The 15,992-nt window shown below is 68.9% G+C and carries 16 protein-coding genes and 1 pseudogene; 13 read left to right on the top strand and 4 right to left on the bottom strand.

The genetic code is table 11. From position 1 onward, the window contains the following. Nucleotides 1–27: 27 nt before the first annotated feature. Nucleotides 28–386: pseudogene (locus ACFVXC_RS37835) on the top strand (hypothetical protein); the annotation flags it as partial. Nucleotides 387–608: 222 nt separating this feature from the next. On the opposite strand, the gene ACFVXC_RS37830 reads toward ACFVXC_RS37835, so the two are convergent. Both ACFVXC_RS37830 and ACFVXC_RS37825 read right to left on the bottom strand, forming a co-directional pair. After that, on the bottom strand, nucleotides 609–1,310 hold the full coding sequence (locus ACFVXC_RS37830) for an LmbU family transcriptional regulator (RefSeq protein ID WP_389915258.1): 702 nt from the start codon (nucleotides 1,308–1,310) through the stop codon (nucleotides 609–611). A 117-nt stretch (nucleotides 1,311–1,427) separates the two neighbouring features. Continuing rightward, complete coding sequence (locus ACFVXC_RS37825) at nucleotides 1,428–1,643, bottom strand: MbtH family protein (protein ID WP_389915255.1); 216 nt, start codon at nucleotides 1,641–1,643, stop codon at nucleotides 1,428–1,430. A 449-nt stretch (nucleotides 1,644–2,092) separates the two neighbouring features. Between ACFVXC_RS37825 and ACFVXC_RS37820 the strand changes: the two genes are divergently transcribed. From ACFVXC_RS37820 to ACFVXC_RS37775, 10 genes are all read left to right on the top strand, one after another. Beyond that, on the top strand, nucleotides 2,093–2,842 hold the full coding sequence (locus tag ACFVXC_RS37820) for a thioesterase II family protein (protein WP_389915252.1): 750 nt from the start codon (nucleotides 2,093–2,095) through the stop codon (nucleotides 2,840–2,842). 206 nt (nucleotides 2,843–3,048) lie between these two features. After that, on the top strand, nucleotides 3,049–3,846 hold the full coding sequence (locus ACFVXC_RS37815; protein ID WP_389915249.1) for an LmbU family transcriptional regulator: 798 nt from the start codon (nucleotides 3,049–3,051) through the stop codon (nucleotides 3,844–3,846). Nucleotides 3,847–4,558: 712 nt separating this feature from the next. After that, the gene (argB, locus tag ACFVXC_RS37810; protein ID WP_389915246.1) at nucleotides 4,559–5,488 is read left to right on the top strand and encodes an acetylglutamate kinase; all 930 of its coding nucleotides are present in this window, start codon (nucleotides 4,559–4,561) and stop codon (nucleotides 5,486–5,488) included. Beyond that, nucleotides 5,485–5,682: a hypothetical protein gene (locus ACFVXC_RS37805; protein WP_389915243.1), complete on the top strand. Its 198-nt coding sequence runs from the start codon at nucleotides 5,485–5,487 to the stop codon at nucleotides 5,680–5,682. Before argB (ACFVXC_RS37810) ends, ACFVXC_RS37805 begins: the two co-directional genes overlap by 4 nt. A 38-nt stretch (nucleotides 5,683–5,720) precedes the next feature. Further along, nucleotides 5,721–6,191, top strand: a complete 471-nt coding sequence (locus tag ACFVXC_RS37800; protein WP_389915240.1) for a hypothetical protein — start codon at nucleotides 5,721–5,723, stop codon at nucleotides 6,189–6,191. A gap of 343 nt (nucleotides 6,192–6,534) precedes the next feature. Next, entirely contained in the window at nucleotides 6,535–7,263 is a 729-nt protein-coding gene (locus tag ACFVXC_RS37795) for a GNAT family N-acetyltransferase (protein WP_389915237.1), read from the top strand. Between the two features lie 219 nt (nucleotides 7,264–7,482). Next, nucleotides 7,483–7,749 (top strand): hypothetical protein, encoded by a 267-nt coding sequence (locus tag ACFVXC_RS37790; protein WP_389915234.1) that lies wholly within the window; start codon nucleotides 7,483–7,485, stop codon nucleotides 7,747–7,749. Nucleotides 7,750–7,818: 69 nt separating this feature from the next. Then, nucleotides 7,819–8,847: an N-acetyl-gamma-glutamyl-phosphate reductase gene (gene argC / locus ACFVXC_RS37785; RefSeq protein WP_389915231.1), complete on the top strand. Its 1,029-nt coding sequence runs from the start codon at nucleotides 7,819–7,821 to the stop codon at nucleotides 8,845–8,847. Further along, nucleotides 8,844–10,019, top strand: coding sequence for a bifunctional glutamate N-acetyltransferase/amino-acid acetyltransferase ArgJ (gene argJ, locus ACFVXC_RS37780; RefSeq protein ID WP_389915230.1), 1,176 nt, complete (start codon nucleotides 8,844–8,846; stop codon nucleotides 10,017–10,019). The genes argC and argJ overlap by 4 nt, the downstream gene beginning before the upstream one ends. 45 nt (nucleotides 10,020–10,064) lie before the next feature. Beyond that, nucleotides 10,065–11,285 carry an acetylornithine transaminase gene (locus ACFVXC_RS37775; RefSeq protein WP_389915227.1) on the top strand — a complete coding sequence of 407 codons (1,221 nt, stop codon included), beginning with the start codon at nucleotides 10,065–10,067 and terminating at the stop codon, nucleotides 11,283–11,285. Between the two features lie 42 nt (nucleotides 11,286–11,327). Here ACFVXC_RS37775 and ACFVXC_RS37770 read toward each other — a convergent pair whose 3' ends face one another. Further along, a complete protein-coding gene (locus ACFVXC_RS37770) occupies nucleotides 11,328–11,972 on the bottom strand; it encodes an FMN-binding negative transcriptional regulator (protein ID WP_389915225.1) in 645 nt (214 codons plus the stop codon). A gap of 203 nt (nucleotides 11,973–12,175) precedes the next feature. Here ACFVXC_RS37770 and ACFVXC_RS37765 point away from each other — a divergent pair, with 203 nt between their 5' ends. Further along, complete coding sequence (locus ACFVXC_RS37765) at nucleotides 12,176–13,516, top strand: lysine N(6)-hydroxylase/L-ornithine N(5)-oxygenase family protein (RefSeq protein WP_389915223.1); 1,341 nt, start codon at nucleotides 12,176–12,178, stop codon at nucleotides 13,514–13,516. A 350-nt stretch (nucleotides 13,517–13,866) separates the two neighbouring features. Further along, nucleotides 13,867–14,778, top strand: a complete 912-nt coding sequence (gene argB / locus ACFVXC_RS37760) for an acetylglutamate kinase (protein WP_389915382.1) — start codon at nucleotides 13,867–13,869, stop codon at nucleotides 14,776–14,778. A 101-nt stretch (nucleotides 14,779–14,879) separates the two neighbouring features. On the opposite strand, the gene ACFVXC_RS37755 is transcribed toward argB (ACFVXC_RS37760), so the two are convergent. Then, entirely contained in the window at nucleotides 14,880–15,764 is an 885-nt protein-coding gene (locus ACFVXC_RS37755; RefSeq protein WP_389915379.1) for a BTAD domain-containing putative transcriptional regulator, read from the bottom strand. Nucleotides 15,765–15,992: the final 228 nt, after the last annotated feature.

Raw genomic sequence — 15,992 nt, 5'->3', positions numbered from 1 at the left:
GCGTCAGAGTGCCGACATGCTCACGTCGTGGATCTCACCCCGGCTGCCGACACCCTGCGCCGTGAGCGCGCGGTGGCGGCCGAATCCGGCGGGGAGGATGCGAGCTCGCTCCGGGCTCGATCGACGTGCGGTCGACGTGCGGTCGACGTACGGCTCCGCGGTCTTGACCCCGGCTTCGTGGTGACGCTGCCGTCCGCCGGCATGGCCCCGAGGAACCGGCCGCGTCGACCTCCGTCCGCCGGCCGACCTCAAGTCGCGCGCCGAGGAGGCCGCGAGCCGCCAGGTCCTGTCGGGTCAACGCCTGGATCGTGCGCACCGTGTCGGCCGCGGTCGACGACGGCACGCGGCCGCGTACGGCGGAGAAGACACAGACCGTCGGGGAGAACAAGCCGGACACTTCTACAACCGCCGCCTGCGCAAGGGTCGGACTCCCGGCCACCTCGCTCCGGCCGAGACCAGGCAGCGGCGTCAGCACACCCTCGCGGCATGACGATCACGTGTACGAGACCACGGGGAAACGTCAGTGCTGGACGGTGCGCGGTGCTTGGCGATGTGCAGTGCTGGGCGATGTGCAGTGCTGGACGATGTGCAGTGCTGGGCGATGCGCCCTAGGCGGTCTGCCGATCAGCCGTTTCGAGCACCTGCGTAACCCACTTGTCGACGGGCAGTCCGTGCGCGGCCGCGACCTTCGAGTAGTGGTCCAGCTGGCCGGCGGAGAGCTCTATGGTGAGCGTGGTGACCTTCTGCTGGCGCCTTTCGGCGGCCGCCGACGTGTCGATGCGCGGCACTTCCTGCTGCTCGTCGCCTGCGTTCGGGGAGAGCTCGGCGGTGTCGCTCTGCACGGCGAGGCTGGCGCGGACCGTCCTGCGGAGTTCGTTGCGCGACCACTTCTGCTGTTCGGCCTTGCGCAGCCAGTAGTCCTGCTCCGGCGGCGACAGGCGGGTCACTTCGGCGTGGTGGGCGAAGCTGAGGCTGTCCCGCCTGCGCTGGTGCTCGAACCGTCTGGCCACCCACGCGTAGTTGCGCAGGGTCTGGTAGTCGAGCCCCGTGCGCTCTATGGCTTCCTTGTACCGCCGCCACCCGTAGGTGGCCTCCCCGTAGAGCAGCCAGTCGGCCAGCCACCACGCCGAGGAGTTCACGAGCTCGCGCAGGTTGGTGCCTATGCGCTCCCAGGACTCCTCCGGCATGTTCTGCGGAAAGGTCATCCCCGTCTTCTGCACCTTGGCCTGTGCACCCAGGAAGGACAGGACCACGTCGCGCTGCGCCAGGTCATCGCTGGTGTCCACCGGCTTCGTCTTGTACCTGCTCACGGTTCTCACAGCGCCCGTCACAGCCTTCAGCTCCCCACTCGATGCGTCTTCCTGGGCGTTCACCGATCATTTGCCGATGTGGCTCCTCGGCGGGCCGCCATCGGATCCGGGTGGTGTTCAGTCCGCGGCCATGGCCTCGCGCAGGCTCCTGGGACGCAGATCGGTCCAGTTCCGCTCCACATACTCAAGGCAGTCGGCCCTGGCCGCCTCACCAAAGACCACCCGCCACCCGGCAGGCACCTCGGTGAACACCGGCCACAGGGAGTGCTGCTCCTCGCCATTGACCACGACGAAGAAGCGGCCGTCCTCATCATCAAACGGGTTCGTGCTCAACAGGCACCGTCCTTAACCGTCACGGAGCTACAGGAAATGGGGCACCACCGGACCGGGCGCAACAAGACACCGGACACAAGCCGCCACCCGGCACTGTCCGGTCAACGGGACATCCGGCACGAGCAGCAACCCCGGCACTGCGACGTCACCGTAAGAACACCGCCCCCAGCCCAACAAGAGCAGCAAGCCCCCAGACCGGCCAACCCCCCACCCGACCCCACACCCACCACGAACCTCTGTACCCCACCACCTCCATGTGCCACGATGCCCGGCCGCCCCCCGAAGACACGCCCACCAACCCACCCAAGAACCCACCCCCGACGCCACCAGCCACCCCAGAACCACTCAAGACCCGCTCCAACAGCAGCGGAACTCCCCTCGCGCCCACCCCCTACCCCACGGACCACGCCCTATCGTCAACCACGCGTGGCCCGATCCAAGGGGGAACGATGGACCACTCACGACCTGCCTTGCGCGTATTCGTCCTGCACCACGCGGGGGGCTCTCATCTGCTCTACCGCGACTGGCCGGCCGAGCTGCCCATCACGTGGGACGTACGGCTGCTCGACGCCCCTGGCCACGGCCACCTGCTCGATCTGCCGCTGATCACAGACGTCGGCCGTCTCGCCGACTACTTTCTGCGCCGGATCATGCCCGAAGCGACCTGCCCCTACGCCCTCTTCGGGCACAGCATGGGCGCCGCCCTGACGTACGAGATCACCCGACGGATCGTCGACCAGGGCCTGCCATCGCCGGTATGGGTCGGCGTCTCCGCACAACCGGCACCGCGGTCGGCGGAACGGGTGAGTGAGGACCGCGAAGAGCTGTCCGACGCCGAACTGCGGACCCGTCTGCGGCAGATGGGAGGCACGCCCGACGAGGTGCTCGACGACGCCGACCTGTGGTCCATGTTCGCACCGATCATCCGGGCCGATCTGGGCATGGCGGCCAACTGGCGTCCTGCCACCGACGCCGGTCCGCTGCCCGTGGCGCTGTCGGCCTACGCCGGCGGCGATGACCACTCCGCCTCTCCCCTGCTGATGAAGGGCTGGGAGGAGCACACCGAGCACTTCCTGGGTCTGCGGGTCTTCGACGGCGGCCACTTCTACTTCGCGGACGATCCCAGGCCGCTGCTGCGCCAGATCACACAGGACGCGACCACGGCGCTTGCCGCGCTGGACGCGACGCGCTCCGGCTGAGCCTGGGACTGCCAACGCCTGGCCGTCCGGCACCCGACGGGATGTCCCCCGCCGGATGGCCTGCCCGAACGACGCACGTCACCGGACGATCGGCGCCACGCAACACAAAGTTGACCGCGCAAATATTCGAGCACCGCACCGGCGCCGCTTCAGCCCGTCCCGCGAGACTGCTGGCCGGTTGTGTGCACCCAACTCAAGGAGGCGTGATGGCGCAGCAGGCCAGTGCAACCCTGGGGTCGCAGAGCGGCCCGACAACCTCCCTCTCCCAGCCCCCGCCACGGCAGTCACCCACCGCGGGAGCCGGACCGGGCCGGGGCCAGGTGCTGACGACCAAGGTGGGTCTGCAGATGCCGACCGGGATGGCCTACGACGAGTGGGAGCGGTCCGGGCGCCAACTCGCCGGGCTCATCGACTCGTCCTCCTGGTGGCTGGGTGACTGGCTCGTCTACGGCAAGGACCACTACACCGACCGCTATCAGCGCGGGATACGCGCCATCGGCCTTTCGTACCAGACCCTGCGCAACTACGCGTGGGTCTCACGACGCTTCGACTTCAGTCGCCGCCGGTCCGCGTTGAGTTTCCAGCACCACGCCGAGCTGACTTCCATGCCGATCGAGGAACAGGACTTGTGGCTCGACCGCGCCGAGCAGCAGCAGTGGACCACCAAACAGCTGCGCGGCGCCCTCCGCGCCGCACGCCAGAGCGTGCAGCAGCCACACACACCCACTGAGCCCAGCCACCGCCTGGAGGTTCCCGGCAACCGCCTCCAGTCGTGGCACAAGGCGGCGGAGCAGCTGGGTGTCGACTTCGAGCAGTGGGTCACGGCCACGCTGGACAGCGCGGCCGCGAGCGCCCTGGAGGACCTCGGCAGGCCGCAGGAGCGCGGGGAGATCTCCGGGTGCGATGGCATCACGGGCGTGGCCGCGTTGGGCGTGGGGGTTTCCCAGGAGAACGCACGGCCCGCGAACGTCGAGCAGGCTGTGCCGGTGGCCACCGGCACCTGAATCATCGCTGACCTGTGAGCCGGAAGGCCCCCGGAGAGCGCGAGTTGAGGCATCAGACCTCTCACTCGGCCGCCCGAGGGCCTTCTCTGCTGTCCGCCCGCGACTCGTCTCACGAAGGATCCTGACTGGTCGCGCGTCAACTGTGGCGCATACGCCGCCCACCGTGCCGTGCGGAGACTGTGAGAAGCCGTGTCCAGCATGTCTCCGTCCCGTCAACAGGACAATGCTTTCGGATGTCGAGCAGCTCTTTAGAGGCTCTCAAAGGACCTTCATGTGGCTTTCTAGTTGCCTTTGAGGCGCTCCCCGAACCACACTTCAGACGATTGCCCGGCCCTCTTCGGCCGGGTTTTCCTGACGCGAGCGGGAGAAACGAAAGCTTCGGCCCCGCCGCCCGTCTCCTCGGCGACTTCGACCAGCACTTCCAGCGCGACACGGGCGGAAAACACCAGGTGGAGCGCGATTACCGCCTCATCTTCGCATCGGAGCCCAACTGCGGCGTCCGTCTCCAGGGCGGCACCGAACAGACCCCGCTCAACAACCCGCTATCCCAAGAGTACGCATCGCGACCAAGCGTTCTCGTCCCGAACTCAAGCGTACGTCCACCGATCCTCGGGACCCTGCTGCGGTAGCCGGAGTCCCTCACAAAAGGAGTCGTGCCTGTGAGCGCCAATTGCCCGGTCGGCGGACTCGCCCGTCGGCGTGCGAGGTTCTCATGACCGTCAACGTGCCCCTGGTGCCTGCCAACACGCACCCCGACCTGGCCAAGGCCGAGGCCATCGACGAAGCCCTGCCGTGGCTGGCCCGTCACCAGGGCCGGACGGTCGTCATCAAGCTGGGCGGACACGCCATGGTCAACGACGACCTCACCGCCGCCTTCGCCCGCGACATCGTCTTCCTGCGCTACGCCGGACTGCGGCCCGTGGTCGTACACGGAGGAGGCCCCCAGATCGACGCCGAACTCAAACGACGCGGCCTGCAACGCGAGTTCAAAGCCGGACTCCGCGTCACCTCCCCCGAAGCGATGGACGTAGTACGCATGGTCCTCGCCGGCCAGGTCCAGCGCGAACTGGTCGGACTCATCAACCGCTTGGGCCCCCTCGCCGTCGGCATGACCGGCGAAGACGCCAACACCCTCACCGCCAAACGCTGCATACCCTGGATCGACGCAGAACCCGTCGACGTCGGCCGGGTCGGCGACATCACCAGCGTCAGCACCGACGCCTTGAACAGCCTCCTGGCCGACGGCCGCATCCCCGTAGTCTCCCCACTGGCCCGCAGCACCGAGGACGGCCTGGTCTACAACGTCAACGCCGACACCGTGGCATCCGCCCTCGCCACAGCACTGCGCGCCGAAACACTCATCATGCTGACCGACGTCCCGGGACTCTACGCGGGCTGGCCACACAGCCAACAAGTCATACCCCGGCTCACCGCCGACGAACTCGAAAAACTCCTGCCCGAACTGAACGACGGCATGGTGCCCAAGATGACCGGCTGCCTGCACGCCGTACGCAACGGCGTAGGCGCAGCCAGAGTGATCGACGGACGAATCCCACACTCGGTCCTCCTGCAAATGTTCAGCAACGACAAGACAGGCACGCTGATCGTGCCGGACCCGAACGAGAGGGAGGTCACGCCGTGAACGAGCAGGAGCAGCACCGGCGACGGCAGCGGCAGCATCGGACCAACGGCTCGGCAAGGCGCCACAGCGGCCGGTCCCCGCTCACCACATCGCGGCTCACCGCGTCCCGGCTCATCGCGACCCGGTACATCGCGACCCGGCTCGTCGGCACCCGAACGGTGACGCTCAAGCACGGGCGAGGGCAGTGCTCGTGACACACCTGCCCACGACTCTTCCCCCGACCGATGGCCCGGTGGATCTCACTTCCCAGCTGACGGCCCTCGGCCACGAGCTTGCCGCCGCGGCCGAGACAGACAGGGAGGCGGCCCGCGGCCTGGCCCGCACTCTCGCCGTATCCCTCTCCCTCCAAGCCCGGCTCGTCCTGCTGAGCGCCCTGATCGGGGCAGAGCCCGAGCCCGGCCATCCCGAGCTCCGGCCGCTGCCCCGCAGTGATCCGCCCGACGCTCTCATCCGTCTGCGGTTCGCCGACGCGAGCGCGCTCGCAGGTGCTGCCGCCGCCTTCGGCGCCGCATCGGGCCAGGGCTTCGGCGAGGCGTGGAGCGACCCCGCCACGCTCACTCTCCAGATCCCCGGCGGGGCGGGTGTCGAGACCCTGAGGGCCGTGCTCGCGGTCCTCGACGCGGCAGCGGTCACCGCCGACTCGCTCACCGTGCACACACACCAACTCGACGACGTTTTCGCCGCGTTCACGGGTCTGACCTGAGTGCCTGTTTCATGTGACGTCGAGTGCTAGGTGCGTGCGCTCAGCAGCGGACGGAGACTCGACGACGCGGCCGAGCCCGTACGACGACCGCGGCCCGGCCCAGCAGGCCTGGGGCCCCGCACCACCGCTCGAACCGGAGCGGACAGCAGACGGGCCGATCGGCTGCCGTGCGTCCTCATCCCAGGGACGCGACGCGGCCGATCTCACTTCCGTACGTCGCGCACCGGGGCTCCCGGCCCGAGGCCAGGTCGCTCTTGGGCGAACCTCAAGTGCCTTGCCATGGCGTGGTTCCGACCGGCAGATCCGCGCCCAGCACAGCGAAGTCCGGCGAAGGGACGAACCGGTGAACGAGGACTTTCAGGAGCGCGACCAGCCACTGCGCCACGCGCACCTCCACAGCTGTACCGGCCTCATGGAGCGGGCCGCCGCCCCCGCGCCGCCGCTCGCCCGGACCGACGACGTGGCCGTCTCCACGCACGAGGGTGGCACGCGACTGCTCGCCCGGCTGCGGGCGCCCGCCGATCCGCTGGTGCCTCGCACACTGACGGCAGGCGAGTTCCTGCTCCGTCCCCCCAGCGTGGACGAGCACATGGAGGTTCTCGCGCTCGGCGTCGATCCGGACGTCCGGCTGTGGAACCCTCGCTGCCAGGTCACCGACAAGGCATCGGCCATCAGGGACTGCCTCGCCGGAGCGGACTGGTCCGGCGGCACGCACGCCACCTTCTCGATCATCCACCGCGGCAGCGGGCGCTACGCCGGCAACATCGCCGTGCACAGCATCGACCGCGCGAACTCGCAGGCCAAAATGGGCTACCGCGTCGCCCCGTGGACACGCGGACAGGGAGTGGCCACGGCCGCGGTGCGCAGCGTCATCGGCTGGGCCCTGGGCGATCTGGGGCTCGCCCGGCTGCTGCTGACCCACGGCGTGGAGAACATCGCTTCCTGCCGGGTGGCCCAGAAGGCGGGATTCGACCTTGAGGGCACCATGCCCCTGGCCAAGCGGTTCGGCGACGAGCAGCTCCACGACGAGCACCTCCATGTCCTGCTCGCCGGGCCCCGCCACACCACCTGAGGAACGCTCAAGAGCCGCCACACCGGCGGCAGAGCCCTCCTGGTGCCCGCACCCCCTCGGCCGACCGCCGTTCTATGGTCCGAAGGTGCGCGGCCCGATGCGAGGGGGAGCGATGGACGGCACACGACCCGCCTTGCGCTTGTTCGTCCCGCACCACGCGGGGGGGGCTCACACCGTCTGTACCGTCACCGGTCGGCCGGGCTGCCGGACACGTGGGACGTGCGGCTGCTCCCCGCCCCGGGCCACGTACGCCTCAGCGACAAGCCTCCGATCACGGACGCCGCCGGCCGCCTCGCGGACTTCCTGCCGCTGGACATCGAGCCCGCACTGACCTGCCCCCACGCCCTGTTCGGGCCCAGCGTGGGCCTGCGGGTCCCCGGCGGCGGTCACTTCTCCTTCCAGGGCGGTCCCGGTCCGCTGCTGCGGCACATCGAACGGGACGCGGGCACGGCGTTCGATGCGGCGGGCGCGACGCGCTCCTTCTGAGCCGCGAGCGCCGTGGAGGACAGGGCCCGGATCACATGAGAACCACATGCCTGCCAAACGGGAGGGTTCATGACAGTGCTAGCAGCCGTGGCGGGAGCGAGCGGATACGCGGGGGGTGAGCTCCTGCGCCTGCTTCTGGCCCACCCCGACGTGGAGATCGGTGCTGTGACCGGGCATTCCAGTGCGGGACAGCGGCTCGGCGCGCTGCAACCGCACCTGGCTCCGCTGGCCGGGCGGGAGGTGCGCCCCACCACCGCCGACTCCCTCAAGGGGCACGACGTCGTCTTCCTCGCCCTGCCGCACGGCCAGTCGGCCGCCGTGGCCTCGCGGTTGGGCGATCGGACGCTGGTCGTCGACTGCGGCGCGGACTTCCGCCTCGCGGACGCCGCCGACTGGGAGACGTTCTACGGCTCGCCGCACGCGGGCACCTGGCCCTACGGACTGCCCGAACTGCCGGGCGCCCGCGCCGCGTTGGCGGGCACCAGGCGTGTCGCGGTGCCGGGCTGCTACCCGACCGCGGTCCTGCTGGCCCTGTTTCCCGCGTACGCGGCGGGACTCGCCGAACCGGAGGCGGTGGTCGTCGCGGCGTCCGGCACGTCCGGCGCCGGCAAGGCGCCCAAGGCGAACCTGCTCGGCAGCGAGGTCATGGGCTCCATGCGGCCGTACGGCGTGGGCGGCGGCCACCGGCACACCCCGGAGATGCGCCAGCACCTCGGCGCCGTGGCGGGCCGCCGTGTCGCCGTCTCCTTCACCCCGACCCTGGCCCCCATGCCACGCGGCATCCTCGCCACCTGCTCCGCCGCGGCGCGGCCCGGGGTCGGCGCGGACGACGTACGGGCCGTGTACGAGAAGGCGCTCGGCGACGAGCCGTTCGTCCGGCTGCTGCCCGAGGGGCAGTGGCCGAGCACCGCGGCCGTGTACGGGTCGAACGCCGCGCAGGTCCAGGTCGCCGTCGACCCGGCGGTGGGCCGGATCATCGCGATCAGCGCCATCGACAACCTCACCAAGGGCACCGCGGGCGGCGCCCTCCAGAGCATGAACGTCGCCCTCGGCCTCCCCGAGGGTCTGGGGCTTTCCACGATCGGAGTCGCACCGTGAGCGTCACCGCGGCACGAGGCTTCACGGCGGCGGGCGTCGCCGCCGGAATCAAGCAGAACGGCAACCCGGACCTGGCGCTCGTCGTCAACACCGGACCGCGTCGGGCCGCGGCCGGCGTCTTCACCTCCAACCGGGTGAAGGCCGCGCCCGTGCTCTGGTCCGAGCAGGTCGTCAAGGGCGGCGTGATCTCCGCCGTGGTCCTCAACTCCGGTGGAGCCAACGCCTGCACCGGCCCCCGTGGCTTCCAGGACACCCGCGCCACGGCCGAGAGGGCCGCCGAGGTGATCGGCGTCGGCTCCGGTGAGGTCGCCGTCGCCTCGACCGGCCTCATCGGTGTGAACCTGCCGATGGACAAGCTCCTTTCGGGCGTCGCCGACGCCGCGGCCCAGCTGTCCGAGAGCGGCGGTGAGCGGGCCGCCGTCGCCATCAAGACCACCGACACCGTGCACAAGACGGCCACCGTCACCTACGGGTCCCCCCGAACGGGGTCCGGGGGCAGCTGGACGGTGGGCGGCATGGCCAAGGGCGCAGGCATGCTCGCCCCGGGCCTCGCCACGATGCTCGTCGTGCTCACCACGGACGCCGCGCTCGACTCCGGCGTCCTCGACACGGCGCTGCGCGAGGCCACCCGGGTCACCTTCGACCGCGTCGACTCCGACGGCTGCATGTCCACCAATGACACCGTGCTCCTGCTCGCCTCCGGCGCGGCCCACGTCGAGCCCGGACATGCGGAGTTCGCCGATGCCGTACGCGAGGTCTGCGCCGATCTGGCCCGGCAGCTCGTCGCGGACGCCGAGGGCGCGAGCAAGGAGATCCGCATCGAGGTCGTGGGCGCCGCGAGCGAGGACGACGCCGTCGAGGTCGGCCGGTCGGTCGCCCGCAACAACCTCCTCAAGTGCGCCCTGCACGGCGAGGATCCCAACTGGGGCCGCGTCCTGTCCGCCGTCGGCACCACCGGCTCCGTCTTCCGCCCCGACGAGCTCAACGTCGCCATCAACGACGTGTGGGTCTGCAAGAACGGATCGGTGGGCGAGGACCGCGCCCTCGTGGACATGTCCGGGCGTGAAGTCCGGCTCACCGTGGACCTCGCCGCGGGCACGGACTCCGCCGTCATCTGGGCCAACGACCTCACCGCCGAGTACGTCCACGAGAACAGCGCGTACGCCTCTTGACCACCTCCCCGCGCCGGCGTGCGGGGTATCCACGAAGGAGACACGATGAGCGAAGGCGCGGACATCATCGGGGCGGGCAACACGGCGCTGACCCAGCGCTGGCAGGGCGTCATGATGGACAACTTCGGCACGCCCCGGCTGCCCCTGGTCCGGGGTCGGGGTACCCGGGTCTGGGATGCGGAGGGCAACGAGTACCTCGACTTCGTCGGCGGTATCGCGGTCAACTCACTCGGACACGCCCACCCCGCGGTCGTACGGGCCGTCGCCGAGCAAATCGGCTCGCTCGGCCACGTGTCGAATCTGTTCATCGCCGAACCGACCGTGCGACTCGCCGAGCGCCTGCTGGGGCTCGCCGGGCGCGAGGGCCGGGTCTACTTCTCCAACTCGGGGGCCGAGGCCAACGAGGCGGCCTTCAAGATCGGCAGACTCACCGGCCGGACCCACATGGTGGCCACCACCGGCGGCTTCCACGGCCGGACCATGGGGGCTCTCGCCCTCACCGGCCAGCCCGACAAGCAGCGCCCCTTCGTGCCGCTGCCGGGCGATGTCAGCCACGTACCGTACGGGGATGTAGAGGCCCTGCGTGCCGCCGTCACGCCGCGGACCGCGCTGCTGATCCTTGAGCCGGTGCAGGGTGAGAGCGGCGTGGTCGTGCCCCCGCCCGGCTACCTCGGAGCAGCCCGCGAGATCACCGCGGCGACCGGCACCCTTCTCGTCCTTGACGAGATCCAGACCGGCATCGGGCGCACGGGCCGCTGGTTCGCGGCGCAGGCGGAAGGCGTCGAGGCGGACGTGGTCACCGTGGCCAAGGGCCTGGGCGGCGGCCTGCCCATCGGTGCGACGCTCGCCTTCGGCGCGGCGGCGGGGCTGCTCACGCCCGGCGCCCACGGATCCACCTTCAGCGGAAACCCGGTGGTGTGCGCGGGCGCCCTCGCCGTACTGGACACCATCGAGGGTGCGGGCATCCTCGACCACGTCACCCAGGCGGGAGAGCGGCTGCGGCGCGGCCTGGAGGCCTTGGGCCATCCGCTGGTGCGCGAAGTCCGCGGCGCCGGACTGCTGTTGGGCATCGTGCTCGACAAGAAGGTCGCGGCGCGCGTGCAGCAGGCGGCCCAGGACAAGGGGCTCCTGGTGAATGCGGTGGCGCCGGACGTCATCCGGCTCGCGCCCCCGCTGATCGTGTCGGCAGGTGAGGTGGACACATTTCTCGACTGCTTCCACAAGGCCCTGTCCGAGGCGTTCGAAGAGGTGCTGGCGGTGGCCTGAACACCGCGGACGTGGATTCTGTGTGCCCATGCCCACGGCACGTCACGGCAGCCGGCTCATCAGACCCGCCGTCTCGCGCTTGTACGTGCAAGCGCTCTCCCCGAAGGACTTCCGCACCCGGTCGCGCACCTCGCCCGGCTGCTCCTGGCTGAGCTTGAACATGCCCTCGGCCCCGGTCACCTTGAGCCGGAAGGCCCCCACGGCGGGCGCTATCTTGCGGAAGTAGCCGAGCGACTCGGTCATGTCCCAGCCGTCGCCGAACGCGCCCTCGAAGGCGCGCACGGTCGACTGCACCACGTCCAGCGTCTCCTCCGTCTCGTCGATCTTCTCCACCACGCCCCGGACGTGCACCGCCGTGAAGTTCCAGGTCGGTGCGGCCGGCGTCACCTCGTACACCGTGGGCGACACATAGGAATGCGGGCCGGTGAACGTCAGCAGCAGCACACCGCCCGTCTCAAGGGCCGCCCAGTGCGGGTTCGCCCGGTTCATGTGCCCGAGCAGCGTGGCGCCGGGCAGCTCGCCGGTCCAGTCGGCGGATGTCTCGGGGTCGAAGATGACCGGCAGATGTGTGGCGAAGGGGCCGTTCTTGGGGCATCCGTTGGCCACCGCGAGCGCCAGCGGATTGCCTCGGATCAGGTCCACCATCCACGAACTGTCCGATTCTCGATAGAAGCTCGGCACGAACATTCTGAATCACCTTTCGAAAGTCGGACAATCCGCGCCGAGCATACTTCCGCTTACCTGGACAGAACCTTGAGAAGCTCTCGAACGGCCTTCATGCCGTATTCAAGTTGCCTTTGAGCGGTCTTGGACAGAATCCGGAGCAACACTGCAGAACGGTCTCTCGGACCAACAGCCGAGTTTTCCAGACGCAAGCGGGAGAAACTTCAATGGGTATAACGGGTAGCAGCGAAGAGATCTACGACGTGGTCGGTATCGGGTTCGGCCCGTCCAACCTGTCGCTCGCGATCGCCTTGGAGGAGCACGGGGCGAGCGATCCGCAGAATCCGGTCAGGTCCCATTTCTTCGAGCGGCAGCCCACGTTCGGCTGGCACCGGAACATGCTGCTGCCGTCGACGACCATGCAGATCTCGTTCCTCAAGGACCTGGCGACCTACCGGGATCCGATGTCCCGGTTCAGCTTCGTCTCGTATCTGCACGCCTCGAACCGGCTGGTGCAGTTCGTGAACAACCAGGACTTCTTCCCGACCCGGCAGGAATTCCACCAGTATCTGGAATGGGCGGCCTCCGGCCTAGGCGACCGGGTCAGCTACGGCACCGAAGTCACCTCGATCCGGCCCGCCACCGAGAACGGGGCCCAGGCGCCCGACCTCCTGGAGATCGAGGTGCGCGGCGGCGACGGCGCCACCCGCACGGTCACCACCCGCAACGTGGTCATCTCCACGGGCCTGGTGCCACGCCTGCCCGATGGCGTGACGTCCGACGAACGGGTGTGGCACAGCTCGGAGTTCCTGAGCAAGTACAACTCACGGTCCCCGCAGGATCTCAAGAACGTGGCGGTGGTGGGCGCCGGCCAGAGCGCGGCCGAGATCACCCGGTTCTTCTACGATTCGCTGCCGCACGCCGAGGTCTCCGCTGTCATCCCCTCCTACGGCTACTCCATCGCCGACGACACACCCTTCGCCAACCAGATCTTCGACCCCGACGCGGTCGACGACTACTACTTCGGCACCCAGCAGGCGAGGGACGCGTTCTGGCGCTACCACCGCAACACCAACTACGGGGTCGTCGACTCCGACGTCATCCGGTCCCTGCACCAGCGCTCCTACGACGAACAGGTCCAGGGCCGCCAGCGGCTGCACTTCCGCAACCTCGCCCGGGTCGCCAAAGTCAAGAGCACCGCCGACGGGACGCAGGTGGTCCTGCGCTCGATCCTCGACGACTCGACGGAGGAACTGTCCGTCGACGCCCTGGTCTTCGCCACCGGCTACGACAGCCTCGACCCCGCCCGCCTGCTCGGCGACTTCGACCGGCACTTCCAGCGCGACACGACCGGAAAACACCGGGTGGAGCGCGACTACCGCCTCGTCTCCGCATCGGAACTCAACTGCGGCGTCTATCTTCAGGGCGGCACCGAACACACCCACGGCCTGACGTCCGCCCTGCTGTCGAACATCGCGATACGCGGCGGCGAAATCGCCGACTCCATCATGATGCGCCGCACCGAGCGTGAGCTGGGCCGCACCTCCTCCGTGGGAGTCGCACACTGAGGGCCGTCCCGCTCACCGCCTGGACGCACGGTCACCGCACACGGCGCCTCACGCGGCGTCGGCACCCGTCGCGTTCCGAAGGCTCCGCGGCCGCAGGTCCGTCCAGTGCTCGAATCGTCATCCCATCGCGGCGCAAGCGCGGCCCGGGTCGACAGGTGTTCATTTTTCCGGCATCCCGCAGCGCAGCCGAGTGTCCTCATCCGGAAATCAAGCGCATGTCCACTGGTCGACGGGTCCTTGCCCGGGGCCAGGGTTCCAGTCGCAGAAGGAGTCGTCATTATGAGCGCCAACTGCCCGGTCGGCGGCTTGGCCCACCGTCGTGCGAGGTTCTCATGACTGACAACGTGCCCATGGTGCCTGCCAACACGCACCCCGACCTGGCCAAGGCCGAGGCCATCGACGAAGCCCTGCCATGGCTGGCCCGTCACCAGGGCCGGACGGTCGTCATCAAGCTGGGCGGACACGCCATGGTCAACGACGACCTCACCGCCGCCTTCGCCCGCGACATCGTCTTCCTGCGCTACGCCGGACTGCGGCCCGTGGTCGTACACGGAGGAGGCCCCCAGATCGACGCCGAACTCAAACGACGCGGCCTGCAACGCGAGTTCAAAGCCGGACTCCGCGTCACCTCCCCCGAAGCGATGGACGTAGTACGCATGGTCCTCGCCGGCCAGGTCCAGCGCGAACTGGTCGGACTCATCAACCGCTTGGGCCCCCTCGCCGTCGGCATGACCGGCGAAGACGCCAACACCCTCACCGCCAAACGCTGCATACCCTGGATCGACGCAGAACCCGTCGATGTCGGCCGGGTCGGCGAAATCACCAGCGTCAGCACCGACGCCTTGAACAGCCTCCTGGCCGACGGCCGCATCCCCGTGGTCTCCCCACTGGCCCGCAGCACCGAGGACGGCCTGGTCTACAACGTCAACGCCGACACCGTGGCATCCGCCCTCGCCACAGCACTGCGCGCCGAAACACTCATCATGCTGACCGACGTCCCGGGACTCTACGCGGGCTGGCCACACAGCCAACAAGTCATACCCCGGCTCACCGCCGACGAACTCGAAAAACTCCTGCCGGAACTGAACGACGGCATGGTGCCCAAGATGACCGGATGCCTGCACGCCGTACGCAACGGCGTAGGCGCAGCCAGAGTGATCGACGGACGGATCCCACACTCGGTCCTCCTGCAAATGTTCAGCAACGACAAGACAGGCACGCTGATCGTGCCGGACCCGAACGAGAGGGAGGTCACGCCTTGAGGTGATGTCTGACGCCCCAGTGCGAGGTGCGGCACTTGACGCTCCCGGGGTGTGCGGATCCGGGTCTGAACGTCCTTGTAGGCGAGGGGAGTTGGGCCGAGTCAGGCAGCGGAGACCAGCCGCGCGTTCGCGGCGGTCGAGACGTAGGGAGCCGGGTTGTGGAGAACCGGGACCTGGAGATTGGGTGTGGAGGTCTTCAGGATTGCCTGCTGCAGGCGGCGCAGCTCCGGTGAGGGCTCGAGGCCCAGGTCGCGTACGAGTGCCTGACGCAGCCGCTGATACACACTCAGCGCCTCGCCCCGACGGCCCGAACGGTAAAGGGCCAGCATGAACTGGCCGTGCAGGTTCTCATGCGTGCGATACCGGCTCACCAACACCGTCAACTCACCCAACAGCTCACGGTGGCGGCCAAGCCGCAGATCCGCCTCGACGCGCTGATACAACGCACACAGCCGCGTCTCCTCCAACCGGCGCACCTCCATCTCCAACTGCACACCCGCCCGCACATCCGCCAACGCCGAACCGCTCCACAACGCCAGAGCCTCACCCAGCAACCGGGCCGCCGCGACAAAATCCTCCCCGTCCATCGCCCGATAGCCCATCCCCGCAAGCCGCTCGAACTCCACCACGTCACTCCTGCCGCCACCACCCCGCAGCACGTACCCGCCCGGAGCCGTCACGAGTACGTCCTTCGCCGAGACACCCTCACCCCGCGCCGGACCCCCGGCCGTCTCCGCGCTCTCCCCGCCCTGCTCCAGCGCCGCACCGATCAACTCACGCAGCTGCAGGATGTACGTCTGCAACGTCGTCCGCGCCGACCGCGGCGGACGCTCCCCCCACAACTCCTCAACCAACAACTCCACCGGCACCACACGGTCCACATGCAACGCCAACAGCGCCAGCACCTTCCGAGGCTTCGGCGCCGTAGGCATCACAGCGACCCCACCCACCCGCACACCCAACGGGCCAAGAACATCAATGTCCATCACGCTCATCACGCCAATCCCCTGTTCGTGTGTGCTCGAACGACGACGGCGGTCGGTCCGAGAGTTGCGGGACAGCAGGTTCGCGAGGCCAGGTTCCGCGAGAACCAAACCAAACTCCCTGTTTTGAAAGACTGCCATGCCGACCTCAAGCGCTCCTAGAGAGATTCAGGAGCCCTTAACGAGGGTGCAAAGACGCTCAACTCTCCGCAATCCAGGCATATCTCATTC

The sequence above is a fragment of the Streptomyces sp. NPDC058257 genome, assembly GCF_042881845.1.
Taxonomy (GTDB): domain Bacteria; phylum Actinomycetota; class Actinomycetes; order Streptomycetales; family Streptomycetaceae; genus Streptomyces.
This window is presented reverse-complemented; position numbering and strand designations above follow the sequence as displayed.